This is a genomic window from Streptomyces sp. enrichment culture, from assembly GCF_964272895.1.
Taxonomy (GTDB): domain Bacteria; phylum Actinomycetota; class Actinomycetes; order Streptomycetales; family Streptomycetaceae; genus Streptomyces.
The window spans coordinates 2,231,067-2,256,109 of sequence record NZ_OZ186832.1 but is presented as its reverse complement, the minus strand read 5'-3'; the positions used below and the strand labels follow the sequence as shown (position 1 = coordinate 2,256,109).

Here is a 25,043-nt window from a genome sequence, read left to right as displayed (position 1 = left end):
CCTGATCCTCGCGGGCTCGGTGCTGGCCACGGCCGCCGCGCCGCAGCGGGACGCGCGCCGGGTACCATGGTCGACACGGCAGACGAGCCGGGCGGGCGGCCGCGTGGAGTCCCCTTGAGGGGCTTCCCGAGGAACGTCCGGGCTCCACAGGGCAGGGTGGTGGCTAACGGCCACCCGGGGTGACCCGCGGGACAGTGCCACAGAAAGCAGACCGCCCGGGGCTCCGGCCCCTGGTAAGGGTGAAACGGTGGTGTAAGAGACCACCAGTGCCCAGGGTGACCTGGGCAGCTAGGTAAACCCCACCCGGAGCAAGGTCAAAAGGAAACACCCCGGTGTTTCTGCGCGGACGTTCGAGGGCTGCCCGCCCGAGTCCGCGGGTAGACCGCACGAGGCCGGCGGCAACGCCGGCCCTAGATGGATGGCCGTCGCCCGGCGCTCCGCGAGGAGCACCGGGAACAGAACCCGGCGTACAGCCCGACTCGTCTGCCCCTTCTCTCCCACCCCCGCTACGAGGCCAGCCGCTCCGGTGTGCGCCAGGACGTGCCCGTGTCCGGGGTCGGAGTGTGGCGCCAGTGGGCCAGGGGGATGACGGGCGGGGGTGGGGCGGTGGCTGTGCCGGCGTGGCGGAACAGCAGGGTGAGGACGACGGTGACGGCCGCCAGTTCCTCCGGGCTCGGGGAGCCCGAGACGATCTTCCACAGGGTCTCTTCCATGGGGATGGGGTCCGGCACCGTGGTCTCCGTTCGTGAGCGGGGTGGGCTTTGCGTGCGGGGGGTGTGCTGAGACGGGGAGGGGCGGCCGGTCCCGGGGGAATTGGACCGGCCGCCCGGCTGGGGAGGCGGGGCTCAGGAGCTCCGCCCGGTGTGGGGGCGGGGGTGAGGAGCGCCGCCCGGTGTGGGGCGGGGGGTCAGGAGGCCACCGGCACCTGGGGGGTGCCGGGCTCCTTGAGCGCCGCCGCCTCGGACTCCGCCGCCTCCGCCGCCTCCGCCGCCTCCGCCGCCGCGCCCACGGGGCGCAGCCCGCCCGGGATCAGCAGGGAGGCGATCGCGGCGGCGAGGACCACGCCGGCGCCGACCCAGACGGCCGGGACCAGGCCGTCCACGAAGTGCTGCGGGCTCTCGTAGCCGCCGGACGCGGCGAAGACCGCCGCCAGGACGGCCACGCCGAGGACGCCGCCGAGCTCGCGGCCCGCGTTGTTGACGCCGGACGCGATGCCCTCCTGGTCACGGCGGACGGAGGAGAACACCATGTTGACGACCGGCGCGTAGAACAGGGACATCCCGACGCCGAGGACGGCGAACGGCGGCACCAGCGCCCCGTAGCCCACCGTCGGGGTGGCGACCAGCGCGAACCAGGCCAGGCCGATCGCCTGGAGCACGAAGCCCACCGCGAGGATGATCCGGCCGCCGAACTTGTCGGAAAGGACACCCGCGATCGGCGCGACGACCATCGGCATCGCGGTCCACGGCAGTGTCCGCAGACCCGCCTCCAGCGGCGAGTAGCCCTGCGCGGTCTGCAGGAACTGGGCGATCAGGAAGATCGCGCCGAACATGCCGAAGTACATCAGCAGCGAGGCCAGGTTGGTCATCGAGAACGCCCGGCCGCGGAACAGCCCCAGCGGCAGCATCGGGTGCTCGACACGGTTCTCCCAGGCCAGGAAGGCGATCAGCAGCGCACCGCCGAGGACGAAACCGGCCAGCACCTCGCCGGAGGTCCAGCCGATCGCGCCACCGCGGACCAGGCCGAGGACGACGCCGAACAGACCCAGGCTGAGCAGCGCGGTGCCGACCAGGTCCAGCTTGGTGCTCGCGCCCCGGCTCTCGGCGAGCCAGACGCGGGACAGCGGCAGCAGCACGACGCCCAGCGGGACGTTGACCCAGAAGATCCACTGCCAGGACGCGCCCTCGACGATCGCGCCGCCCACGACCGGGCCCAGCGCGATGGCGAGACCGGCCACCGCACCCCAGGCGCCGAGCGCCGCGCCCCGCTTGGCGGGCGACACGGCCGCGGAGAGCAGCGTCAGGGTCAGGGGGACGACGATCGCGCCGCCGATGCCCTGCACGGCGCGGGCCAGGATCAGCTGCTCGGCGCTGTCCGACAGTGCCGCCCAGGCCGAGGCCAGGGTGAACACGCTCATGCCGATCATGAACAGCCTGCGGCGGCCGAAGCGGTCGCCCAGTGCGGAGCCCGTCATCAGGAACACGGCGAACGTGAGGGTGAACGCGTTGACCGTCCACTCCAGTTCGTCGAGCCCGGCGCCCAGATCCTCACGGATCGCGGGCAGCGCGGTCGTGACCACGAGGTTGTCCAGGGAGGTGATGAACATCGCCACGGCGGCGATGACGAATGTCCGAACGGGATGGCCCTGTGTCTGGGCACTCATGGTTCGTTTCCTCTCACATGTCGCGCAGGAAAGCCCTGGCTTGCCGGAGAATGCGTGTGCGGGTGGGGCCGATGGAGCCGCGCGGCATGGCGAGCGCCGCACTGATCGCGTCGTAGCTCATGGGGGGATCGCGGAGCAGCAATCCCAGCAGGGCCTGGTGGTGGGCCGGCAGATGCCGGACGGCCATCCGGGCGAGGTCGCCTTCCGCCCTGCTGAGGACGGTCTCCTCCGGGGTGGCCTGGGGGCAGGCGTGCGGGGTGAAGTCCGAGAGGTCGTCGACGAGGTGGTACTTGACGCCGTTGCCCGACACCTTCAGCGCCTCGCGGCGTGCCGTGGTGACGATCCAGGCGCCGAGCCTGGCCGGTGTGGTGAGCGCCCCGATGTTCTCGATGACGCGCAGCCACGTGAGCTGGCAGACGTCCTCGCAGTCGGCGGGACGCAGCCCGTGTGACCGGGCGACCGTCCAGACCACCGCGCGGTACCTCTGGATGAGGCGCCCCCACGCGGCCTGGTCGCCCGCGCGGCACGCTTCCACAAGCTCCGCGAGCGCCCCGGCCGCGTCGGCCCGGCGATCGCGCGCGCCGGGCCGGAGACGATCGGGTGCGCCGGTCCGGCGGTCGGCGGCGTCGGTCCGGAGAGGATCGGGTGCTCCGGTCCGGAGACGATCGGGCGCGCCGGTCCGGAGACGATCGCGTTCGCCGGTCCGGTGATCGGAGGCGTCGGTCCGTGGGTCCGGTGCTCCGGTCCGGCGATCGGGTGCTCCCGTCCGGCGGTCGGACGTGTCGGCCCGGCGATCGGATGCTGCCGTCCGGCGGTCGGACGCGTCGGTCCGCAGCCCCGGTGTTCCGGTCCGGCGATCCGACACGCCGGCCCCGAGACCCGGCGCGCCGACCCGGAGGTCGGGCGCGCCGACCCGGAGTTCGGATGCGCCGGTCCGGAGTTCGGGGGCGCCGGTCCCCGTGCTGCGGGTGCCGTGCCCGTCGGCCCGTCTGCCGGATGTGTCGGCCCGTGCTCCGGACGTGCCGTCCGGGGCCCGCGCCGTGGCGGCCTTGGCCACGTCGATCCCTCCTTCGGTCCTCCCCGTAGGGACCTGCTGAACTCCCTTGTCCCATGGGCGGGTAGCTGGCCACTGGACCGGCGGTCGCCGGGGGCCGAACCGCCGGGTAGCGCAGCGGCGGGCGGGAGCGAAAGGGCGTACGTGGCCGGTATCCGTACGCCGTCCGGGTCCCTCTGTCGGGTGACGGTCGCCCCGCCCGCCCGGCTCGCCGGGGGTGGTGCGCGACGCACCGAGAGGGGAATCACGAATGATCACGGATGAGTACTCCCGGACCCTCATGTCCGTCAACAACCGGATCCGGGAACTCAAGGACAGCGGCTTCTACACCTTCGAAATGCCCTTCACCGCCGCCCCCGGCGGCCGGTCCGAGATCGACCACCGCGAGGTCATCATGCTGACCAGCGGCAACTACCTCGGTCTCGCCGGACACCCGGAGATCAACAAGGCGGTCAAGGACGCCCTGGACACCTACGGTTCAGGAGCGTGCGGCGCCCGCCTGAACAACGGCACCACCCGGCTGCACCTGGAGCTGGAGGAGAAGCTCGCCGAGTGGATGGGCACCGAGGCCGCCCTCACCTACAGCTCCGGCTACCTCGCCAACCTCGGCACCATCTCCGCCCTCTGCGACGCCGACACCGTCGTCATCACGGACCAGATCAACCACATGAGCATCCTCGACGGGTGCCGGCTGGCCGAGGGCAGCGTCAAGATCTTCGCGCACAACTCCATGGAGAAGCTGGAGTACGTGCTCAGGCGCAACGCCGACGCCAAGAAGAAGTTCGTCGTCGTCGACGGCGTCTACTCCATGGACGGCGAGATCGCGCCGCTGGACGAGATCCACCGGCTCACCGAGCAATACGGCGCCATGCTGATGGTCGACGAGGCCCACGGCACCGGATTCCTCGGCGAGAACGGCCGCGGCGCCGGCGAGCACTTCGGCATCGTCCCCGACATCACCATGGGCACCTTCAGCAAGACCCTCGGCGGCGTCGGCGGCTTCGTCACCGCGAGCCACGACATCGTCGAGTTCCTGCGCCACTCGGCGCACGCCTACATGTTCAACGCGAGCCTGCCCGCACCGACCGTCGCCGGTGTGCTCAAGGCCCTGGAGCTGATGCGCCGCGAGCCCTGGCGCACCGAGAAGCTCTGGGAGAACACCATGCGCTTCCGCTCCGGACTCATACGCGCCGGCTTCGAGGTGATGGGCAGTGTCACGCCCGTCATCCCCATCCTCATCGGCGACGACGTGACCGCGCTGCGCATGTCCAAGGAACTGATGGCGGACGGCCTCTACGTCTCCGGCGCGATCTTCCCCGCGGTGCCCAAGGGACGCGCCCGGTTCCGGGCCACCGTCACCGCCGCCATGACGACACAGGACGTGGACCGCGCGGTCGAACTCCTGGCCGACGCCGCCCGCCGGCACAACGTACTGGACTGAGGGGACTTACCGACGTGACCATCGCAGAGACCGAAGTCCAGCACCCGGAGCGGACGTCCGCGGCCGGCCGGCGCGCCCTCCAGGCCCAGGGCGTCTACCTGGGCACCACCGGCACCCCGCTGCGCACCGCCTTCCTGTTCCCCGGCCACGGGGCGCAGTACCCGGACATGTTCGCCGACCTCGCGGCCGAGAACCCGGTGGCCGCCGAGACCTTCGAGCGCATCGACGAGACCTACCGCGCGCTCGCCGGACACACCCTGACCAGCCGCCTGTTCAGCTCCGGCGGGCACGACCCGGCGCGCGAGCTCCAGGACCCCGTGGTGATGCAGCCCGCGATCTTCGCCGGCAGCATGGTCGTCCACCGCATCCTGGAAAGCCGCGGCATCACCGCCGAGGCGCACATCGGGCACAGCCTGGGCGAGATCAGCGCGCTCGTCGCGGCCGGGGCGCTGTCCCTGGAGGACGGGGTGCGGGCCGTGTACGGGCGGGGTGTGGCCGTCAAGGTCGTCCCCGAGGAGCGCCGCGGCGGCATGCTCAGCCTGCACACCGACAGCGACCGCAGCCGTGAACAGCTCGGCCGGCTGCTGTTGCTGCTGGGCCGCGACGGCTACCTCACCCGCAGCCTGGTCAACTCGCCCGACCAGACCGTGCTCTCCGGTGACTCCGACGCGATCGACCGGGCCGCCGAGCTCTGCCGCGAGCGGGGCATCAAGGCCACCCGGCTGCGGGTCTCGCACGGCTTCCACTCCAGCCTGCTGGAGGACGCCGTACCGCATCTGGAGCGCACGCTCGCCTCGCTCGACTGGCACGCGCCACGCGTCCCGGTGCTCTCCACGGTGATCGGCGACTACTACGCCGAGCAGGACCTGGGGGACCTGCCCCTGCTGCTCGCCCGCCAGTTGGTCACGCCCTTCAGCTTCCAGGAGCTGATCGGCCGGATGCACACGGAGGGCTTCAACAGCTTCGTCGAGGTCGGCCCCAAGTCGATCCTGTCCGGCCTCACCGAGCGGATCCTCGCCGACGCCGACCAGGAGGCACTGGTCACCGCGACCAACATCCAGTCGCTCGGCGCGGTGGAGAGCATGCGCCGGTTCACCGCCTACGCCGAGGTGCACGGACTGTCCACCGCCGAGCCGCAGCCGTCCGCCGCCCACCCGCAGCCCGCCGAGGACCGGGAGGCCGGCGCCACCACCGCGCAGCTGCGCGACGGCCTGCTGAAGGTCGCCGCCCGCTACACCGGCTATCCCGTACGACTCCTCGACCCGGCCCAGCTGATGGGCGCCGGACTCGGGCTGAGCCCGCGGGTCCGTGCGGAGCTGGCCGCCGCGCTCGCCGCGCACCTGGGGCCGGCGGTCACGCCCGTCGCCACCGACGCGGACGCGCCGCTCGGGCATCTCCTCGACCAGCTCATCGAGGCATCGCGCACGGCGGGTGCCTCCACCACGGCGGAACGGGAGACCGTCGCGGATCCGGCGGCGGGCGAGCGGACCGACGACGCCGTCCAGACCGCCACCCCCGCGGCGGCCACCGGCGCGGCGGAAGTCCCCGAGGTCGGCGCCGAGCAGCGGGCCGAGGTGGACCGTGTGGTCTGGCAGGTCGCCGAGGCGAAGACCGGGTATCCGGCGGATCTGCTGGAGGCCGATCTGGATCTGGAGGCGGATCTGGGGATCGACTCCGTGAAGCAGGCGGAGATCCTGGGTGAGGTGCGGGAGGTGCTGGGGCTGCCGGTCGTCGAGGACATCGACACGGCCTCGCTCAACACCCTCGGCCGGATCGCCGAGTTCGTCGCCGGACTCCAGGCCGCCCAGAACCCCACGGCGACGGCCGCCACCCCCGTAGAGGTCACCGGCGCGGCGGAAGTCCCCGAGGTCGGCGCCGAGCAGCGGGCCGAGGTGGACCGTGTGGTCTGGCAGGTCGCCGAGGCGAAAACCGGGTATCCGGCGGATCTGCTGGAGGCCGATCTGGATCTGGAGGCGGATCTGGGGATCGACTCCGTGAAGCAGGCGGAGATCCTGGGTGAGGTGCGGGAGGTGCTGGGGCTGCCGGTCGTCGAGGACATCGACACGGCCTCGCTCAACACCCTCGGCCGGATCGCCGAGTTCGTCGCCGGACTCCAGGCGGCCACCGGCCGCAGCCCCCGCGGCACGGGCGGCGGCGGCTCCGGCGGCGGGGGAGACGCCGGGGGCGGCGGCTCCGACGACAGCCACATACCCGGGGCGGCGCCCGCCCGGCCGGTGCTGCCGCCCGTCCTGGAGCGCACGGTCGACCGGATCGCCGGACGCTATGTCCCCCTCGCCGTCGAGAGCCCGCTCGACCACCCCGGCGCACAGCCGTTCTCCCTGGACGGCAAGGCCGTCGTGGTGATCACCGGACAGGACACGGCCCTCGCCCGCGAGCTGCTGCCCCGGCTCACCGCACGAGGCGCCCGCCCCCACGTCGTCGCGCCCGAGAGCGCCGTCCTGGACGGCTGGCCCACGGCCCGCGCCGACTTCAGCTCGGCCGAATCCCTCACCGAGGCCCTGGCCGCCGCCCGGGCCGGCACCCCGGCGCAGATCGTCGTCAATCTCCACCCCTACGGCACGGGCCCCGACCCGGTCGCCGCGACGACCTCCTTCGACCGGACCGCCGGTGACTGGAGCACCCGGGCCGACCAGCACTTCACCGTCAACCTCCTGGCCGCCAAGTCCTACTACGCCGACCTCGCCGCGGCGGGGCCGGAGGGCGGCTGGTTCGCGGCCACCGCGATCGGCGGGGTCTTCGGACTGGAGGCCGACGGGGCCATGGACCCGCTCGGGGGCCTGACCACCGGCTTCGCCAAGAGCCTGGACCTCGAACTCCCCGACAGCCGCGTCAAGGTCGTCGACTTCACCGAGGGCGACGCCGCCACCGCGGCCGAGACCCTGCTCGCCGAGATCACCACCCGTGCCGAGCCGAGCGTCGAGGTCGGACACGTCCGCGGCCTGCGCAAGATCGTCCAGGTGCTGCCGCACGAACTCGGCTCCCACGCACACCAGCAGCCGCTGCGGCTGGACCCCGGCAGCGTCGTCGTCTTCTCCGGCGGCTCGCGCGGCATCACGTACGAGTGCGCCAAGGAGATCGCCCGGCTGGAGGGCGTCCGCGTGGTCGTCCTCGGCCGCACCCGGCCCGCGGAGGGCACCGAGGAGTGGATGGCGCTCGACGACGACGCCTTCGCCGAGCTCGGGAAGAACTGGTTCCGGCAGGCCAAGCAGAAGGACCCCGCCGTCACCCCGGTGCAGGCCCGCAGACAGTTCGCCGCGCTCGCCAACTCCCGCGCCCTGCGCCGCAACATCGAGGAACTGCGCGCGATCAACCCGCTGTCCGTCTACGAGATCTGCGACGTCTCCGACGGCGACCAGGTCACCGCGACCGTCGACGCCGTACGGCGGCGCTACGGCCGTATCGACGGCGTCGTGCACGCCGCCGGACTGGAGTCCGTCGCCACCGTGCCGAAGAAGTCCCTGGAGCACGCCCGGCACGTGGTGCGGGTCAAGGCCGACGGCGCCCACCACCTCTGGCACGCCGTCAAGGACGACAAGCCGAAGTTCTTCGGCTTCTTCGGCTCCTTCCTCGGCCGGTTCGGCATGGACGGCCAGGTCGACTACACCGCCGGCGCCGACCTCGTCTCCAAACTGTCGGCGCTGCTGGCCCGGCGGCACCCGGACATCCGTGTCTTCACCCTGTGCTGGACCGGCTGGGCGGACGTCGGGATGGCCGCCACCGAGGCCGTACGGCGCATCCAGGAAGAGGTGCGCGGACTGCGCTACATCAGCGTCGAGGAAGGAGTGCAGCACTTCGCGCGGGAGGTGTTCCAGGGCGGCGACGACCCCGAGGTGCTGGTCTTCGGGGAGATCGGCCGGAACAGCTACGGCGGCCAGGACGCCTCCCTGGACGCCACCCGCACCGGCGTCGCCGTGCCCGTCGGCCCCGACGGCGGCGTCCGGGACCGGATCGCCCTGCCGCTGCTGGACCGGGTCACCGAGCAGGGCGCCGACCGGGTACGGGCCGTCAAACGCCTCGACCCGCGCGCCGACCGCTACCTCGACGACCACCGGGTCAAGGGCGCGGGCACCTTCCCCGGCGTCCTGCACATCGAGGCGCAGGTGCAGGCGGCTCAGCTGCTCGTCCCCGGGCACACCGTCGTCGCCGCCGAGGGCGTGGAGTTCCTGAAGTTCGTCAAGCATCTGCCGAACTTCCCGCTCGACCTGCGCCTGGAGGCCACCCGGCAGGACGATCCCGGCCGCATCCGCGCCGAGATCCGCTCCGACCTGGTCACGGCCGACGGCCGGATGCTGGAGGCCGACCGGGTGCACTCCCGCGGCACCTATCTGTTCGCACCCCAGCCGGCCGAGCCACCCGCCCCGGACCGTGAACTCGCCCAGCTCGTCGAGAAGTCGACGAAACTGGACCTGGAGCGGTTCTACGAGCGGGCCGCCCGCCAGATCACCTTCGGCCCCCGCTTCCGGCAGGTGAGACGCATCGGGTTCCTCGGCGACATCGAGGACGGCCGGATGGTCAGCGAGATCGCGGTGGACGCCGGACGCGGACTGTTCTCCTCCATCGCCACACCCCGGCTGCGGACCCTGCCCGTCGTCGTCGACAACGCCTGGCGGTCCACCCTGCTGTGGGCGTACCACCACCTCGGCAGCCATGTGGTGCCGGTCTCCATCGAGGCGATGCGCTTCTACCGCACCCCGCTGCCCGGCGAGACCGTGCACACCGACTCGACCGTCGCCGCCGACCCCGGCGGCAGGCCCGGACAGCTGCGGATCGACACCCGCATCGCCGACCTCGCCGGCACCACGCTCTGCGAGATCCAGGGCCTCGTCGTCACCCAGGTGGGACGTGATGAGGGCGATACGCGTCTCCTGGACTGAGACCGCGCTGCCGGGCAGCGGCAGCCCGCTGCCCGGCGGCGGCTCCGTCACCACCGAATGGCTGCCGATCGCCCAGGTGCGCGGGGACTTCGCGGCGAACCCCGCGGACTATCTGGCGCACTACCTGGCACCGGCGGAACTCCCCGTGCTCACCCGCATCACCGTGCCCAAGCGGCAGGTGGAGTGGCTGGCCGGGCGGGTCGCCGCCAAACGCCTGGTGTGCCTGGCCCTGGAACGGGCCGGAGTGCCGGTGCCGCCCAGCGAACTCGCCGTCCTCGGCGGCAAGCCGGGCGGCCGGGCGGGCAAGCCCCGGCTGTCCGCCCGGTCCCCGGACCTCACCGGGCCGCTCGGCCGGCACATCAGCGACCTCTCGCTCGCGCACACCCTCCGGTTCGCGGTGTGCGCCCTGGCCCAGGGCGGCCGGGTGGGGGTCGACGTGGAACCGCTGCGCGACTTCGGTCCCGCGCTGCGGCGCACCGTCTTCACCGACCACGAGACGGCCCTGGCCCAGCGGGCGTTCAGGGCCTTCGACACCGGCCACCGGGGCACCGCGCTCTGGGTGGTCAAGGAAGCACTGCTCAAGGCGTACGGCATCGGCTTCGCGCACGGCTGGGGAACCGCCCGGCTGCGCGCGGCCGACGACACCGCCGGCGTCTTCGACGTCAGCTTCCCGGCGGACGCCGACCCCGGACACCACGTCGCCGTGCGCTACGGCCGGCTCACCGACCACATCTTCGCCATCGCCTCCGTGGCCCCCCGGCCGCGGGAAGGCCATCAGCAGAAAGGGCAGCTCCGTGCCTGGGACTGACTTGCAGGGTTTCGACCCGATCGCCGTGGTGGGATACGGCTGTGTCTTCCCGCCCGACTCGTACGACGCGGACACGTTCTGGAAGAACGTCCTGGGCGGAAGGATCGGCATCGGCTCGCCGCCCGAGGAGCGCTGGGACTGGCAGGACTACCACGACGAGGACAAGGGCGTCGTGGACAAGACGTACTGCCGCTGGGGCGGCTTCCTTCAGGACTACGCCGGACCCTCCGGGCTGGAGGAGCTGACCCGGATCGGCCGCGAGGGCGTCGCCGAGCTCAACCGCACCCAGCTGATGGTCCTCGACACCGTCCTGCAGACACTGCGGATGTCCGGGTACCGCCCGAGCCGGCTGACCACCACGGACACCGCGCTGTTCGTCGGGAACATGCTCGGCGACGAGGCCGTCATGGAGTCCTCGCTGGCCTTCCGGGCCACCGAGGTGCTGCACCACATGCGCCAGGGCGACACCTTCCGGGGCCTGGACGACGAGCGGCGGGCGGCCATCGAGAGCGGCTTCCCGGCCGCCGTCAGACGCCGCCTGTACGACGCCGACGCCGGGCCCGCCGCCCATGTCTTCCAGGTCAGCGTCGCCAAGGCCGTCGCCCGTGTGCTCGGTCTGCCGGGCCCCGCGGCGATCGGCGACGCGGCCTGCGCCTCCGGCCTCACCGTGATCGACACCGCCGTGAAGTACCTCCAGGACGGCAGCCACGACATGGTCCTGGCCACGGGCGTGCAGGGCAACATGAACATCACCGGCAACGTCTGCTTCGCCAAGATCGGCGGCCTGTCCGCCACCCGCAGCACCCCGCTCGACGAGGGCGCCAGCGGACTGATCAACGGCGAGGGCTCCGGCACCGTCCTGCTCAAGCGGCTCAGCGACGCGGTGCGCGACGGCGACACCATCCACGGTGTGATCCGCGGCGTCGCCACCCGCTGCGACGGCAAGGGCAAGGCCATCTACGCGCCGTCCTCCCGCGGTCAGGTCGCCGCCATGCGCCGCGCCCTCGAACTCGCCGACGCCCGGCCCGAGGAGCTCGACTACATCGAGACCCACGCCACCGCCACCTCCACCGGCGACCTCGTCGAGGTCACCTCCCTCCAGCAGCTGTACGAGGGCGGCGAGGCGGCACCCGGCTCGGTGCTGCTCGGCTCGGTCAAGGCCCAGATCGGGCACACCTTCTCGGCCGCAGGCATGGCCAACCTGCTGAAGATCCTGCTGTCCTTCAAGCACGAGACGGTGCCGCCCACCCACGCCTTCACCCGCGCCCCGCGCGCCATGAAGCTGGAGGGCTCACCGTTCCGGGTGCCGGTCGCCGCCGAGCCGTGGCAGGCGCCCGAGGAGTGCCGGCCGCGCCGCGCCCTGACCAACGCCTTCGGGTTCGGCGGCGTCAACACCAGCGTCGTCGTCGAGCAGTACGACCCCGTGCACCACGCCGACGCCGCCCTGCGGCAGCAGAGCCACACCGACCGCGGCCGCGCCACGGCCAACGCCCCCCTCGCGGTGCTCGGCATCGGCTGCGTCGCCCCCTTCGCCCGCGACACCGCGAGCCTCGCCCGCGACCGGGCACCCGACGCCGGAGTCACCGGCTTCCCCGCCGACCGCTGGCACCCCGACGCCGCCGCCGTCTACGACCCGGAGGGCACCTGGCGCGGCGGGGTCGTCACCGACCTGGACTTCCCCTGGAAGACGTACCGCATCCCGCCCAACGTCCTGGAGGACCTCGACCGGGCGCAGCTGCTGTCGGTGATGGCCGCCGGGCAGGCCCTTGAGGAGTACGGCGCGGACATCGCCGACCGCGTCGACACCGGCGTCTTCGTCGGCGCGACCTGCGGCCTCGAATCCGGGTTGACCCGCAACTTCCGTATCCGCCTGGTGGAGTTCGAGCGGGCCCTGGAGGACGTACCGGGCTTCCGGGAGCTGGACGAGGAGACCCGCAGGGCCCTCGTCGCCGACTACACCCGCGAGGTGCACCGCTACATCCCGCTCACGCGGGAGAACGCGCTGCCCGGCTACATGGACAACATCACCGCCGGCCGCATCCAGAACATCTTCGACCTGCGCGGGCCCGGCGTCGTCATCGACGACGACCTGTGCTCGTTCGGCACCGCCCTCGGGCTCGCCAAGCGCAACCTCGAACAGGGCGAGTGCGAGGTCGCCCTCGTCGGCGGGGTGCACGCCAACCTCACCCCCGAGTTCACCCGGCTCTTCGAGCGCCGGCTGGCGGAGGCGGGGCACGCGACCGACGGCCTGACCCCGGCCGAGGGCGCCGCCTTCCTCGTCGTCAAACCGCTCGACAAGGTCACCGAGGGCGAGAAGGTGCTCGCCGTCATCGACGGGGTGGGCTGCGCCGACGCCGACATCCCCGTGGCCCGGCCCGGCGTCCCCTTCTTCTACGGGGCCGACGGCGCGCTGCGCGCGGTGGAGGTCATCGCCCGGATGCGGGCCGCCGAGGAGGGCGCGCCGGACATCGCGCGGGTCAAGCTCCCGCAGATCGAGAGCGGCTGGGGCTACTCGCTGCGCATCCGCCGCGACGCCGCCCTCGACGACGAGCTGCCCGCCGTACCCGAGCAGGCCCCGCGCCCCGCCACCGCCTCCCCCGACGATCCCGGCACCGGCTACCTCACCGCCCCCACCTACGAGCAGCTGCTGGCCCAGCTGGAACTGCTGGCGCGGGGCGAGATCGTCCCGCTCGACCGCCTCGCCCCCGAGACACCGGGCGGATACCGCCTCGGGTTCAGCTACGCGTCCTACGTCGACCTCGCGCGCAAGGCGCAGCTGACCCTCCGTCTGCTCCGTCCCGGCGGCTCCGCCGCACCGTCCACCCACCCCACCGTCACGAGGTGACCGCCATGGCAACCACCATCGAACCGGTCCGCTCCGAGGAGCGGATCGCCCGGCCCGTACACCCCCTGCTGCGCAGCCTGTTCTTCTGGCCCGTCCTCATCCACTGCGCGCTCTGCTTCGTCCCGCTGTTCCTCTTCTCCTCCCGCACGGGCGACCTCTTCGCCTGGGAGACCGGCTCGTCGCTGACCGCCGCCGTGCTGGGCGCCGGCTACGCGGGCGCCTGCACCATGTTCGTCCTGACCCTGCCGGAGAAGGACTGGACGAGCGCCCGCGGCACCGTCTTCGCGCCGATCACCCTGCTGCTGTCGGCGCTGGTCCTGACCGGGGTCTACGCCGACGAGTTCCACTTCACCGAGGGACCGGGCCTCGCCCGCGTGTTCGCCTGGCTGTGGCTGATCTCCCTGTCGGCGTTCCCGATCACCTGCTACGTCGTCTACAAGGCGCACAACACCGGCCCCAAGGCCGCCGACCCGCGCGGCCCCGCCCCGATGCGCGCCGACGTCAGCATCCCGACCGCCGTCATGGGCGCGGTGCTGTGGGGGCTGGCCTTCGCCCTGTGGATCGCCCCCGAGACCGTCGGCGACGCCTGGGCCTGGCAGCTGGAGCCGCTGGACGCCCGGATGCTGGGCGCCTGGTTCTTCGCCTTCGGCGCCGGTGCCTGGCAGGCGCTGTGGGAGCACGACCTGCACCGCATGCGGGCCGGCTTCCTCACCGACGTCACGCTCAGCGTCCTGTCGCTGGCCGCGCTCGCCCTGTACGCGGACGACGTGCGCTGGGGCAACGCGCTCACCTGGGTCTATCTCGTGGTCCTGGTCGGCCTGCTGGTGGCCGGCCTCACAGGCCGCTTCATGGCGCTGCCGGAGGCGCTGGAGGCGGAGCGGAAGGCGCGTGAGGAGGAGCCCGCACGCGTCTGACGGCCCGGCCGCCGGGGCCCGGAGCAGCCCCGGCGGCCCACGCCCTCCTGCCGGACCAGCCCGTCCCGCACCCGGCCGCCCGCGATCCGGACGAGCCGCGCCCCGACGCGCCGGACCGCCGCCGCCCAAGGGAAGGAACGACCCAACCCATGAACCCCCACAAGGGAAGCTTCAAGGTCGACGACACCCTCGCCACCCCGTTCCGGCACTGGGTGGCGAGGAACCACGTGGACGCGGTGGAAGGGCTCGGCCATGTCCCCGCCGACGGCCCGTTCGTCGTGGTCGCCAACCACCTCAGCTTCTTCGACCACTACCTGCTGGAGACCGCCCTGTTCGGGGCGCGCGGCCGGCACATCTACTTCCCCGCCAAGGCGGCGAACTTCCACCACCCCCTGAAGCGGCTGGTCCGGCTGAGCGTGGGCTGCATCCCGCTGGACAGCGAGCGGCCGGGGCGGCACGCCCTGACCGCCATGAAGGACGTGCTCGACGGCGGCGACGTGCTGTGCACCTACCCGGAGGGCACCCGCTTCACCGGCGGCGGCCTGGCCCCGTTCCACAACGGCCCCTTCTACTTCGCCGTCCGCACCGGGGTGCCCGTCGTGCCGGTGATGATCCACGGCTCCGACCGCATTCTCGCCAAGGGCGAGCTGCGGCCGCGCCGCGCCACCGCCCGGCTGGTCTTCGGCCCCGCGCTGACCGCCGCCGCCGACGGGACGCGCGGCGCGCGCATCGCCGGGCTGCGCGACCGGGCGAGGGCGCGGATGGCGGAACTGGGGGAGCGCGCCCGCACCGCCCACGGCCGCCCCGACGCGGCCGGCGGGCGCGAACTGCTGCGCCGGGCCGAGGAGATCGCCGTCGCCGCCTCCGCGCGGGGGCACCGGCCCGACCGCACCGCGCGCCACCGGATCGCGGTGCTGCACTCCCTCGCCCGGGCCGCCACCGCCCCGCGGACGGCGCCGGCCGTCCCCTCCGTACCCGCAGAGCGACGGGCTGACCAGCCCAGGAACGAGGAGACATGCGCAGGAACATCCTGATCACCGGGGCGCGTTCGGGCCTCGGCCGGGACCTGGCCCGCCGACCCGCCGAGGCCGCCACGGAAGGCGAACCGTCGTGGCGAGGGCGGTCCGAGCGGTGACGACGATGACCACCGGGACGGCGGTGACGATGACCACCGGGACAGCGGGGACCACGGGGACGACAGCGACGGAAGCGGCGGCAGGCCCGGCCCCGTCCACCGCGGCGGCAGCAGTGGCGGCAGGATCGGCCCCGTCCACGGCACCGTCCCCCTCCACGGCAGCGGCCCCGTCCACCGCACCGGCCCGTCCCGCACCCCTGGCCGCGCCCCGCACCCCACCCCCGGCCGCACCCCGCACGCCACCCCCGGCGGACGCCGCAGCCACCCTCGCCCCCGGCGGCCTCGGCTCCTGCGCCCACCCCACCGAGCAGCACGGCACCACCCTGGTCGTCTTCGAGGGCGGCCGGCGGATGCGGTGGAGCCGGCCGGGGCCGGGGCGGTGGCGGCCTGTCGGGGTGTGGCCCGGCGCCGCCGAGGCCGCGGCGCTGGCCGGGTATCTCGCCGCCCGCGGCAACCTGCTGGTGGTGCTCGACCGGGCGGAGCCCACCGTCAGCCTGCTGGCCGAGGAACTGGCCGGCGCCCCCGCCGCCGTCCGCCGTCTGCTGCCCGCCACCGCTCCGGAGCCGGACGACCCCGTCGTGGACGTCGGCATCCCGGCCCTGGACTGGCTGCCCGCCCCGCTGCGCCTGCGCGGCCTGCGCTTCCTGGCCCGTGCCACCGAGGCCGCCGAGCGCACCCCGGCGCTGCTGCTGCCCGCGCTGCTGACGGACGAGCCGGACCCGGAGCGGCCGCATGTGAGATTCGCCCTGCGCACGGGGCCGCACGGGATCGGCGGGGCACGGCTGACCGCCGTCGTGGCCGACCTGTTCGCGGCGGCACCGGCACCGCGGCACGCGTGACAGGGGCCGGGCAGGAGGCGGCACCGCCCCCTGCCCGGCCCTCGTACGTCCGCCCGCGTCAACCGCGTGCCTGCTCCTGCGCGGACAGGCGCCGGTCCGCCTCGGCCCAGGTCGGCGGGGCGGCGGAGTCCTGCTTCCAGGAGGTGAACAGCGACTCGCGCATCGCCGGCTTCAGCTTGCTCATCACCGACAGGTGCGGGTCGGTCCTGATGTACGTGTTCAGCGCCTCGCGGCTCTCCCAGGCCGACAGCGTCCAGAACGTCTTGCGCCAGGGGTCGGCCCGCAGCGAGACCCCCACGTTGCCGGGGGAGTTCTGGGCCTGCCGGTAGACGCCCCCGGACAGCAGGAAGAACCGCGGGACCCGCACCAGCGACTTCAGTTTCAACCGGGATGCCATGACGACGACCTGACCGCCCTCGGTCCGGGCGGCCGGCCCCGAGGACCAGGGCAGGGTGTGGCTCATGGGAGCTCCTTCTCAAGGATGACGACGCGGACGACCGGGCAGCGGAACGGACAGCGCACCGGATCTACCCATCCGGTGCGCTGTCCACCCGAACCCGCCGTCACATGGGCGGGTTTCCGTGCTTGCGGGACGGCAGTTCGGCGTGCTTGGCCCGCAGCATCCGCAGCGAGCCGATCAGCAGCCGCCGGGTGTCCCGAGGATCGATGACGTCGTCCACGAGACCGCGCTCGGCCGCGTAGTACGGGTGCATCAGCTCCTCCTTGTACGCGGCGATCAGCCGGGCCCGTTCCGCCTCCGGGTCCTCGGCGGCGGCGATCTCCCGGCGGAACACCACGCTGGCCGCCCCCTCGGCGCCCATCACCGCGATCTCGTTGGTGGGCCAGGCGAACGACAGATCGGCGCCGATGGACCGGGAGTCCATGACGATGTACGCGCCGCCGTACGCCTTGCGCAGGATCACCTGGATCCGCGGCACCGTGGCGTTGCAGTACGCGTACAGCAGTTTGGCGCCGTGCCGGATGATGCCCCCGTGCTCCTGGTCCACGCCGGGCAGGAAGCCGGGCACGTCCAGCAGCGTGACCAGCGGGATGTTGAAGGCGTCGCAGGTCTGCACGAACCGCGCCGCCTTCTCCGACGCATGGATGTCCAGCACACCGGCCTGGGACGAGGGCTGGTTGCCGATGATGCCCACGACCTGTCCGCCGAGCCGGGCCAGCGTGCACACCACGCTGCGGGCCCAGGCGGCGTGCACCTCGAAGTGCTCGCCGTGGTCGGCGATCTCCTCGATGACGGCCCGGATGTCGTACGGCCGCGCCGGGTCCTCGGGCACCAGGTCCAGCAGCGCCTCGCAGGCGCGGTCGTCGGGGTCGTCGGAGGTCTCGGCGGGCGGCAGTTCGCGGTTGTTCTGCGGAAGCAGCGACAGCAGGTACCGCACCTCGGCGATGCAGCTCTCCTCGTCGTCGTACGCGAAGTGCGCCACCCCGGAGACCGCGGCATGGGCGTCTGCCCCGCCGAGCCCGTTCTGGGTGATCTCCTCGCCGGTCACCGCCTTGACCACGTCCGGCCCCGTGATGAACATCTGCGAGGTCTCCCGGACCATGAACACATAGTCCGTGAGCGCGGGGGAGTAGGCCGCCCCGCCCGCGCACGGGCCGAGCATCACACTGATCTGCGGGATGACGCCGGAGGAACGGGCGTTGCGGCTGAAGATGCCGCCGTACCCGGCCAGCGCCGTCACGCCCTCCTGGATCCGGGCGCCCGCCCCGTCGTTGAGGCTGACCAGCGGGGCACCGGCGGAGGCGGCGAGGTCCATCACCTTGTGGATCTTCTCGGCGTGGGCCTCGCCCAGCGCGCCGCCGAAGATCCGGAAGTCATGGGCGTACACGAACACGGTCCGGCCGTGGACCGTGCCCCAGCCGGTGACCACCCCGTCCGAGTACGGCTTCCTCGCCTCCAGCCCGAACCCGGTGGCGCGGTGCCGGCGCAGGCCCTCGATCTCGGTGAACGAGCCCTCGTCCAGCAGCAGCGCGATCCGCTCCCGCGCGGTCAGCTTGCCCCGCGCGTGCTGCCGTTCGGTGGCCCTGGGGTCGGGGCCGGCCAGGGCCTGCTGCCGGATGCGGCGCAGCTCGGCGAGCCGGCCGCTGCCACCGGTGAACCGGCTCGCGTCCAGCGCGTCCTCGGCGAACGCGGGCACCGCCTCCGGGACGGTCCCGTGGGACAGGACGGTCACAGCGGTCCCCTCCTCAGTTGGTCGATCCAGGTCATCGCGAGGAAGACGTCACCGGTGATGCGCAGCCGGCCCGTGCCGAACGCGGCCGGACCGCGCAGGGCGCCGAGCGCGAGCTGGGCCAGGTCCTCCTGGCTGACGACGACCGTGGCGTTGGGCGGCCACGGCGGTGCCGGCACCACCGAGGCGCCCTCGGCGGAGGTGGTCACATAGCGGGTTCTGACGCCGACGGGAGTCTCGACGACGAAGCGGAACACGGCGGACCGGCCGGGCGGCCGGGCCCGTGTGCCCGCGCAGGCCCAGTCGAGGAGCTGGTCGAGAGACCGCTCCGCTTCCCTGGTCAGATCGGCGGCCACCATGGGTCCTCCCTCCTTCTGCGGTTTCGGGGGTCCACGTCGGCTCGACCCTGCCGGGGCCGCCTGGCAGCGGGGTGGACCGGTGCTGGACCACCGGCCGCTCGGGAGCCGTGGCCTGAAGTGTGAATTCCTCACAGGTGGCCGGTGAGGGTGGCACTGTGCCCGGCGAGCCGACCCCGCGCATGCTGATGCCGTCCCCGATGGATCGCTCGAAAACAGGAGTCCTTCCCATGACGAGCATCAGCCAGGTCGTCACGCAGGAAAGCCGCTCCACCCACACGCCGCACCACGACCAGGAAGCCTTCCTGCCCCGCGCGGGCCAGGACGAGCACATGGACCTGGTCATCGAAGTCCTCACCGCTCCCTCCGCCAGACCCGCCCTGTTCTCCCTCTGCTACGCGAGCAACCACGCCTCATGAGACGTGAGCTGATCGGGTTCCGGCGCCACCTCCGGGTGGAGGTGGTGCCGGACGACGCGACGTACCTGATCTCCGAACACGGGATCACCGCCCTGCGGGCACCCCACCTCGAAGCGGTCGCCCCGCTCCTCGACGGCAGCCGCGACCTGGCGGCCCTGCTCCGGGACACCCCGGCGCCGCTGCCGACCGAGCGGCTGACCGCCCTGCTCGCCCAGCTCGCCGACGCCGGCTTCATCGAGTACCGGGAGCAGCGCGGCTGCGAACCGACCGAGCACAGCGCGGAGGCGTACTGGGAACTGGCCGGCCTCGAAGGGCGCCCCACCCGGCTGAGGACCGCCTCCACCCTCGTGGAACTGCGCACCGTCGGCGACCTCGACGCCCGGCACGCCGTCCGGGCGCTGCGCGCCTCCGCCCTCGCCGTCACGGCGGAGCCCGCACCCGACGCCGCCCTGACCGTCGTGATCTGCGACGACTATCTCGCTCCCCGCCTCGGGGACCTGGACGCCGAGTTCCGCGCGGCCGGCCGCCCCTGGCTGCTGGCCAAGCCCACCGGCGCCACCGTCTGGGTCGGCCCCGTGTTCCGGCCGGGCGCCGGCGCCTGCTGGTCCTGCCTGGCCCATCCGGTACGTCTGCACCGCGGCGTCGAGTCGCGGGTCGGTGCCGCCCTCGGGCGGACCGGCCCCGTCCCCGGACCCGCCGCCTGGGTGCCGTGCACGCTGGCCACCGGTCTGCACCTGGCGGCGATCGAGGCCGCCCAGTGGCTGGCCGGCCACCACCGGGTGCAGGACCGGGTGCTCACCTTCGACACCCTCACCCAGGTGTCCCGGCACCATGTGGTGCGCAGGCGGCCGCAGTGCCCCGACTGCGGCGACCCCGGCCTCGGCGCCGGCCTCGCCCTCGCCCCCGTCGTCCCGCGCTCGCGCCCCAAGGCGCCCGACGCGGGCGGCGGTCACCGCTCCCGCTCGGTGCAGCAGATGCGGGACGCCTACGACCATCTGATCAGCCCGATCACCGGGATCGTCGCGGACGTCACCCGCGTCACGGGCGGCCCGGCGTTCCTCAACAGCTTCAGCTCCGGCCCCAGTCCGGTCCCCGGCACCACCGGCCTCGCCGCCCTGCTGCGCGGACTGCGGCACGTCAACGGCGGCAAGGGCGTCACCGCGCAGGAGGCCGAGGTCAGCGCGCTGTGCGAGGCCGTCGAACGCTACTCCGGCTGTCTGCACGGCGACGAGCCCCGCATCCGCGCCACCCACCGCGAACTGGGCGACCTCGCCGTCCACCCGGACAGCTGCCAGCTCTTCGCCGACGAGCAGTTCACCGGGCGGGCCGAGTGGAACGCCGGCCACTCCGGCTTCCACCGCGTGCCCGAACGCTTCGACGAGGACGCCGCCATCGACTGGACCCCCGTCTGGTCGCTCACCGCGCACCGGCACCGGCTGCTGCCCAGCGCGCTGCTGTACTTCTCCACCGCCGCGGAGCACCGGCACCCCGTCGCCGGCCGCCGCTTCGCGCACGCCGACTCCAACGGCAACGCGGCGGGCAGCAGCCTGGAGGACGCCGTCCTGCAGGGCTTCCTGGAACTCGTGGAGCGCGACGCCGTCGCCCTGTGGTGGTACAACCGCACCCGCCAGCCCGCCCTCGACCTGCACAGCGCGGACGACCCCTGGGTGCGGGAACTGCTCGACGTGCACCGCGCCCTGCACCGCGAGGTGTGGACGCTCGACCTCACCTCCGACTTCGGCATACCGGTCTTCGCCGCACTGTCCCGCCGCACCGACAAACAGGCGCAGGACATCGTCTTCGGCTTCGGGGCGCACCTCGACGCGAGGATCGCCCTGCGGCGGGCGCTGACCGAGCTCAACCAGCTGCTCCCGGCGGCCCTGGACGCCCGGCCCGACGGCAGCGGCTACACCCTGACCGATCCGGAACCGCTCGGCTGGTGGCGCACCGCGACCACCGGGAACCAGCCCTACCTGTGCCCCGCCGAGGGCCCCGCGCGCACCCTCGCCGACTTCCCCCTCCCCACCAGCACCGACCTGCGCGAGGACCTCACCACCGTCACCGACGCCGTGCGCGCCCGCGGCCTCGACCTGCTCGTCCTGGACCAGACCCGGCCCGACGTCGGACTGCCCGTCGTCAAGGTCCTCGTCCCCGGACTGCGCTCGTTCTGGGCCCGGTTCGCTCCGGGCCGGCTCTACGACGTCCCCGTGGCCCTGGGGCGGCTGCCGCGGCCCCTCGACCCGCCCGAGCTGAACCCCGTACCCCTGTTCGTCTGACCCCCCACCCCCCTCGCACCGCCAGGAGTCCACCGTGCTGCACCCACCCCATGTCGACGACCCCTGTCGCCCGGAGGCGACCACGACCCTGTGGTCCCTGCGCGAGGACGTCCGCGTCGAGACGGCGGAGGGCGGCGACGCGGTGGAACTCCACGGCCGCTGGTCGGACCTGCGCATCCGCAACCCCGCACCGAACCTGGTGGAGCTGCTGCGCCGGATGAGCCTCGGGCCGGTCAGCCTGGAGAACATCCCCGCCGAGGGCACCCCGAGGTCCTGGCAGGGCGCGCTGCTGCGCTTCCAGGACCTCGTCGTGCGCTCGCTTGCGTTCGTCGACAGCGGCCTGGTGCTGCTGTCGGCCGTGCCCCTCTCGCCCGGCGCCCGCTTCAGCCCCGCACCGCCGCCCGGCGGGGCCCGGCTGAAGCTGTCCCGGTTCGCCGTGCTGCGCCGGGAGGGGGACCTGTTCCAGCTGGAGTCGCCGCTGTCGCTGCACCGGGTGGTGCTGCACCGGCCGGAGGCCCAGTGGGTGGTCGCCGCCCTCGGCAGGCCCGTCGTCGCGGAGCGCGCCGGGGAGGGGGTGCCGCTGGACGGCCGGGTGGTGCAGGAGATCCTCGGGTATCTGATCGGCACCGGCATGGTGCTGGTGGCGCGGGACGCCGACGGGGAGTTCGACGAGGACGAGGACCCGGCGCTGTGCACCTGGTCCGCCCACGACATGCTCTTCCACACCCGCTCCGTGATGGGCCGCGACGACGGCGACTTCGGGGCGACCTTCGCCCATGTCACCCAGCTCAAGCCGCAGCCCGCCGTCCGGCACCGCCCGCCCGGCCCCGTCATCCCGCTGCCCAGGCCCGATCTGGGCGAACTCCTCGACCGGGACCCGCCGTTCACCACCGTCCTGGAGCGCCGCCGCTCCGTGCGCGCGTACGGCGCACCCGCCCTCTCCCTGCCCGCCCTCGGGGAGTTCCTCTACCGCGCGGCCCGCGTCCGCTCGCTCGGCACGGTCGGCACCGGCGAGACCGCCTACCCGGCCAGCGACCGCCCCTACCCCTCCGGCGGCGCCGCCTACGACCTGGAGCTCTACGTCACCGTGCGGGACTGCGCGGAACTGCCGTCCGGCATCCACTACTACGACCCGCAGGACCACAGCCTGGTGCTGGTCAACGACGACCCCGCGGCGGCCGGCGAGCTGTCGGCGGGGGCCATGGCGGCCGCCGCGCTGTCCTCGCCGCCGCCGGTGCTGATCACCCTGACGTCGCGCTTCCAGCGGCTGTCGTGGAAGTACAGCGGACTGGCATATGCCCTGGTGCTGAAGCATGTGGGAGCGCTCCTGCAGACCTTCTACCTGGTGGGTTCGGCGATGGGCCTGGCCACCTGCGCGGTGTGCAGCGAGGACATCTCCGCGTTCGCCGGGGCGGCCGGTCTCGACTGGCGGACGGAGTCACCGGTCGGGTCGTTCGTCGTGGGCCCGCCGCCCGAGGGGGGCCATGACCGCTGCGCCAGGCCCCCTGAGCAGTGGGTTCCCGTCAACGGCCCGGACTGGGCGGAGCGTTCGTCCGCACCGGGGCGCGCGGGAGGGCCGAGGACGTAACGCACAGGTGACTCCCGGAGACGCTCCGCCGTCTACTATGACGTCGCGGATGTGAGCATCAACCCGGGGGAGTGTGTGGATGCTGCGACGACTTCTGCGATCCGATAGACAGCAGCACGAGACGATGCCCCCGCAACTGGCCTTCGCTGTCGTCCTGATCGTGCTCTTCGGCTTCGTGCTGATCGCCGTGCTCAATGTGATCAGCGAGCGGCCCGGTCCCTGGCTGATGGGGTTCTGCGTCGTCTCCAGCGTCGCCCTGTTCGCCCTGCAGACGGTGCACAGCGCGCCGCGCGCCCAGCGGTTCCGGGACCGGTACGGGCTCTGGACGCTCGGCGCCCAGGCCGTGCTGACGTACGTCCCCGCGGTGTTCTTCGGTGTCACCTGGGGCGGTATGGGCGGCTTCCTCGCCGGCTCGTGCCTGCTGCTGATCGCGGCGCCCGTCTGCTGGGCGGTGTTCGCCGCGGTCGTGGTGATCACCGGCGGCCTGGCGGTGGCCTCGGGCACCGACTGGGTGGACACCTCCTACCTCGTCGTGTCCACCGTGCTGACCGGTCTCATCGTCTACGGACTCACCCGGCTGTCGAACCTGGTGGCCGAGGTGCACCGGGCCCGCGAGGAGCTGGCCGACATGGCGGTCGCCCAGGAGCGCCTGCGGTTCGCCCGCGACCTGCACGACCTGCTGGGCTTCGGGCTGTCCGCCATCACGCTCAAGAGCGAGCTGACGGTCCGGCTGCTGGACACCCGTCCGGAGCGGGCCCGCGAGGAGCTCGTCGGCATCCTGCAGATCTCCCGGCAGGCCCTGGCCGATGTGCGCGCGGTGGCCCGCGGCTACCGCGAGATGTCCCTGGACGCCGAGGTCGCCTCCGCCGAGGACGTGCTGTGCGCCGCCGAGATCGAGGTGCGCATCGCCCTGGCGTGCGACCCGGTCTCCACCCGCGCCGGAACGGTCCTGGCCACGGTGATCCGGGAGGGCGTCACCAATGTGCTGCGGCACAGCAAGGCCCAGCACTGTGTCATCGAGGCCAACGGCGTCAGCGGCCCCGGCGGGCGGATCGTCCGGCTCGTGCTGTCCAACGACGGCGTCGGCGAGACCGGCCGCGGCGAGGCCCGCGACGGCGGCAGCGGCCTGGACAACCTCCGCACCCGGGTCGAGGAGATCGGCGGCCGGCTGACCGCGGGCCCCGACGCCACCGGCTGGTTCCGCCTGACCGCGGAGGTGCCCCAGAGCCCCGGCCTGTCAGCCCGCCTCCCCGAACCGGCCTGACCCCCGCGGCGCCGACGGACGAGGGGCGCTAGCTCAGCCAGCCGTTGCTCTGCGCGATCCGGATCGCGTCGACCCGGTTGCGGGCGTTGAGCTTGGTGACCGCGCTGGTGAGGTAGTTGCGCACGGTGCCGATGGACAGGAACAGCCGGCCGGCGATCTCCATCGCCTCCGCCCCGTCGGCGGCCATCCGCATCACCTCGATCTCCCGCCGGGTGAGCGGGTTCTCCTCGACCTCCCAGGCGGCCATGGCGAGTTGGGGGTCGATCACCCGGCCGCCGGCGGCCACCTTGCGCACGGCGTCGGCCAGTTGGTCCGACGGGGCGTCCTTCAGCAGGAACCCGGACACTTTGGCGGCCATCGCCCGGCGGAAGGTGCCCGGCCGGCCGAGGCTGGTCAGCACGAGCACACGGCAGGTCGGCACGGCGGTGCGCAACTGGTCGGCGGCGCTGAGGCCGTCGAGCCCCGGCAGGTCGATGTCGACGATCGCGACGTCCGGGCGGAGCTCCTGCGCGGCCGGCACCAGCCGGTCCCCGCAGTCCAGTTGGGCGACGACCTTGAGATCGGGCTCCATCTCCAGCAGGGCCACCAGAGCGCCGCGCACCATGTGCATGTCCTCCGCGATCACGATGCGGATCAA

General features: G+C 73.2%; 18 protein-coding genes and 1 other RNA gene. 12 read left to right on the top strand and 7 right to left on the bottom strand.

Annotated features, from left to right (window positions below; translation table 11 throughout):
* The first annotated feature begins 83 nt into the window (after positions 1 to 83).
* Positions 84 to 486, top strand: an RNA gene (gene rnpB / locus ACSU6M_RS10210) — RNase P RNA component class A.
* A 20-nt stretch (positions 487 to 506) separates the two neighbouring features.
* On the opposite strand, the gene ACSU6M_RS10205 is transcribed toward rnpB, so the two are convergent.
* The 3 genes from ACSU6M_RS10205 to ACSU6M_RS10195 all read right to left on the bottom strand — a co-directional run bounded on the left by ACSU6M_RS10205 (position 507) and on the right by ACSU6M_RS10195 (position 3,719).
* A complete protein-coding gene (locus tag ACSU6M_RS10205; protein ID WP_437068904.1) occupies positions 507 to 731 on the bottom strand; it encodes an acyl-CoA carboxylase subunit epsilon in 225 nt (74 codons plus the stop codon).
* 176 nt (positions 732 to 907) lie between these two features.
* Entirely contained in the window at positions 908 to 2,383 is a 1,476-nt protein-coding gene (locus tag ACSU6M_RS10200) for a DHA2 family efflux MFS transporter permease subunit (protein WP_437068903.1), read from the bottom strand.
* Positions 2,384 to 2,396: 13 nt separating this feature from the next.
* The gene (locus ACSU6M_RS10195; protein ID WP_437068902.1) at positions 2,397 to 3,719 is read right to left on the bottom strand and encodes a sigma factor; all 1,323 of its coding nucleotides are present in this window, start codon (positions 3,717 to 3,719) and stop codon (positions 2,397 to 2,399) included.
* Between ACSU6M_RS10195 and ACSU6M_RS10190 the strand changes: the two genes are divergently transcribed.
* The 7 genes from ACSU6M_RS10190 to ACSU6M_RS10160 all read left to right on the top strand — a co-directional run bounded on the left by ACSU6M_RS10190 (position 3,688) and on the right by ACSU6M_RS10160 (position 16,314).
* Entirely contained in the window at positions 3,688 to 4,878 is a 1,191-nt protein-coding gene (locus ACSU6M_RS10190; RefSeq protein ID WP_437068900.1) for an aminotransferase class I/II-fold pyridoxal phosphate-dependent enzyme, read from the top strand. The two genes, ACSU6M_RS10195 and ACSU6M_RS10190, sit on opposite strands and share 32 nt — an antisense overlap.
* Positions 4,879 to 4,892: 14 nt before the next feature.
* On the top strand, positions 4,893 to 9,773 hold the full coding sequence (locus ACSU6M_RS10185) for an SDR family NAD(P)-dependent oxidoreductase (RefSeq protein ID WP_437068899.1): 4,881 nt from the start codon (positions 4,893 to 4,895) through the stop codon (positions 9,771 to 9,773).
* Positions 9,745 to 10,581, top strand: coding sequence for a 4'-phosphopantetheinyl transferase family protein (locus ACSU6M_RS10180; protein ID WP_437068898.1), 837 nt, complete (start codon positions 9,745 to 9,747; stop codon positions 10,579 to 10,581). Before ACSU6M_RS10185 ends, ACSU6M_RS10180 begins: the two co-directional genes overlap by 29 nt.
* The gene (locus ACSU6M_RS10175; RefSeq protein ID WP_437068897.1) at positions 10,568 to 13,426 is read left to right on the top strand and encodes a beta-ketoacyl synthase N-terminal-like domain-containing protein; all 2,859 of its coding nucleotides are present in this window, start codon (positions 10,568 to 10,570) and stop codon (positions 13,424 to 13,426) included. Before ACSU6M_RS10180 ends, ACSU6M_RS10175 begins: the two co-directional genes overlap by 14 nt.
* 5 nt (positions 13,427 to 13,431) lie before the next feature.
* Complete coding sequence (locus tag ACSU6M_RS10170) at positions 13,432 to 14,340, top strand: hypothetical protein (protein WP_437068895.1); 909 nt, start codon at positions 13,432 to 13,434, stop codon at positions 14,338 to 14,340.
* 149 nt (positions 14,341 to 14,489) lie between these two features.
* Positions 14,490 to 15,374: a lysophospholipid acyltransferase family protein gene (locus ACSU6M_RS10165; protein ID WP_437068894.1), complete on the top strand. Its 885-nt coding sequence runs from the start codon at positions 14,490 to 14,492 to the stop codon at positions 15,372 to 15,374.
* A gap of 106 nt (positions 15,375 to 15,480) precedes the next feature.
* Complete coding sequence (locus ACSU6M_RS10160) at positions 15,481 to 16,314, top strand: hypothetical protein (RefSeq protein ID WP_437068893.1); 834 nt, start codon at positions 15,481 to 15,483, stop codon at positions 16,312 to 16,314.
* A gap of 58 nt (positions 16,315 to 16,372) precedes the next feature.
* Here the strand turns inward: ACSU6M_RS10160 and ACSU6M_RS10155 are convergent, their stop codons facing one another.
* From ACSU6M_RS10155 to ACSU6M_RS10145, 3 genes are all read right to left on the bottom strand, one after another.
* Positions 16,373 to 16,777 carry a DUF3291 domain-containing protein gene (locus ACSU6M_RS10155; protein ID WP_437068891.1) on the bottom strand — a complete coding sequence of 135 codons (405 nt, stop codon included), beginning with the start codon at positions 16,775 to 16,777 and terminating at the stop codon, positions 16,373 to 16,375.
* Positions 16,778 to 16,877: 100 nt separating this feature from the next.
* Positions 16,878 to 18,470, bottom strand: coding sequence for an acyl-CoA carboxylase subunit beta (locus tag ACSU6M_RS10150; RefSeq protein ID WP_437075088.1), 1,593 nt, complete (start codon positions 18,468 to 18,470; stop codon positions 16,878 to 16,880).
* A gap of 32 nt (positions 18,471 to 18,502) precedes the next feature.
* A complete protein-coding gene (locus ACSU6M_RS10145) occupies positions 18,503 to 18,862 on the bottom strand; it encodes an SCP2 sterol-binding domain-containing protein (RefSeq protein WP_437068889.1) in 360 nt (119 codons plus the stop codon).
* A 227-nt stretch (positions 18,863 to 19,089) separates the two neighbouring features.
* Between ACSU6M_RS10145 and ACSU6M_RS10140 the strand changes: the two genes are divergently transcribed.
* The 4 genes from ACSU6M_RS10140 (at position 19,090) to ACSU6M_RS10125 (ending at position 24,406) form a co-directional block, all read left to right on the top strand.
* The gene (locus ACSU6M_RS10140; protein WP_437068887.1) at positions 19,090 to 19,278 is read left to right on the top strand and encodes a hypothetical protein; all 189 of its coding nucleotides are present in this window, start codon (positions 19,090 to 19,092) and stop codon (positions 19,276 to 19,278) included.
* Entirely contained in the window at positions 19,275 to 21,554 is a 2,280-nt protein-coding gene (locus ACSU6M_RS10135; RefSeq protein WP_437068886.1) for a TOMM precursor leader peptide-binding protein, read from the top strand. Before ACSU6M_RS10140 ends, ACSU6M_RS10135 begins: the two co-directional genes overlap by 4 nt.
* Before the next feature lie 34 nt (positions 21,555 to 21,588).
* Entirely contained in the window at positions 21,589 to 23,142 is a 1,554-nt protein-coding gene (locus ACSU6M_RS10130) for a SagB/ThcOx family dehydrogenase (RefSeq protein WP_437068885.1), read from the top strand.
* 124 nt (positions 23,143 to 23,266) lie between these two features.
* Positions 23,267 to 24,406: a sensor histidine kinase gene (locus tag ACSU6M_RS10125; protein WP_437068883.1), complete on the top strand. Its 1,140-nt coding sequence runs from the start codon at positions 23,267 to 23,269 to the stop codon at positions 24,404 to 24,406.
* A gap of 28 nt (positions 24,407 to 24,434) precedes the next feature.
* Here ACSU6M_RS10125 and ACSU6M_RS10120 read toward each other — a convergent pair whose 3' ends face one another.
* Positions 24,435 to 25,043: a response regulator transcription factor gene (locus ACSU6M_RS10120; RefSeq protein ID WP_437068882.1), complete on the bottom strand. Its 609-nt coding sequence runs from the start codon at positions 25,041 to 25,043 to the stop codon at positions 24,435 to 24,437.

Bases quoted from the DNA above. Each gene is read 5' to 3' on its own strand.
- ACSU6M_RS10190 (WP_437068900.1), top strand. From the start codon at position 3,688: ATGATCACGGATGAGTACTCCCGGACCCTCATGTCCGTCAACAACCGG.
- ACSU6M_RS10145 (WP_437068889.1), bottom strand. From the start codon at position 18,862: ATGGTGGCCGCCGATCTGACCAGGGAAGCGGAGCGGTCTCTCGACCAG.
- ACSU6M_RS10165 (WP_437068894.1), top strand. From the start codon at position 14,490: ATGAACCCCCACAAGGGAAGCTTCAAGGTCGACGACACCCTCGCCACC.
- ACSU6M_RS10125 (WP_437068883.1), top strand. From the start codon at position 23,267: ATGCCCCCGCAACTGGCCTTCGCTGTCGTCCTGATCGTGCTCTTCGGC.
- ACSU6M_RS10160 (WP_437068893.1), top strand. From the start codon at position 15,481: ATGACCACCGGGACGGCGGTGACGATGACCACCGGGACAGCGGGGACC.
- ACSU6M_RS10140 (WP_437068887.1), top strand. From the start codon at position 19,090: ATGACGAGCATCAGCCAGGTCGTCACGCAGGAAAGCCGCTCCACCCAC.
- ACSU6M_RS10155 (WP_437068891.1), bottom strand. From the start codon at position 16,777: ATGAGCCACACCCTGCCCTGGTCCTCGGGGCCGGCCGCCCGGACCGAG.
- ACSU6M_RS10135 (WP_437068886.1), top strand. From the start codon at position 19,275: ATGAGACGTGAGCTGATCGGGTTCCGGCGCCACCTCCGGGTGGAGGTG.
- ACSU6M_RS10170 (WP_437068895.1), top strand. From the start codon at position 13,432: ATGGCAACCACCATCGAACCGGTCCGCTCCGAGGAGCGGATCGCCCGG.
- ACSU6M_RS10180 (WP_437068898.1), top strand. From the start codon at position 9,745: ATGAGGGCGATACGCGTCTCCTGGACTGAGACCGCGCTGCCGGGCAGC.
- ACSU6M_RS10200 (WP_437068903.1), bottom strand. From the start codon at position 2,383: ATGAGTGCCCAGACACAGGGCCATCCCGTTCGGACATTCGTCATCGCC.
- ACSU6M_RS10195 (WP_437068902.1), bottom strand. From the start codon at position 3,719: ATGAGGGTCCGGGAGTACTCATCCGTGATCATTCGTGATTCCCCTCTC.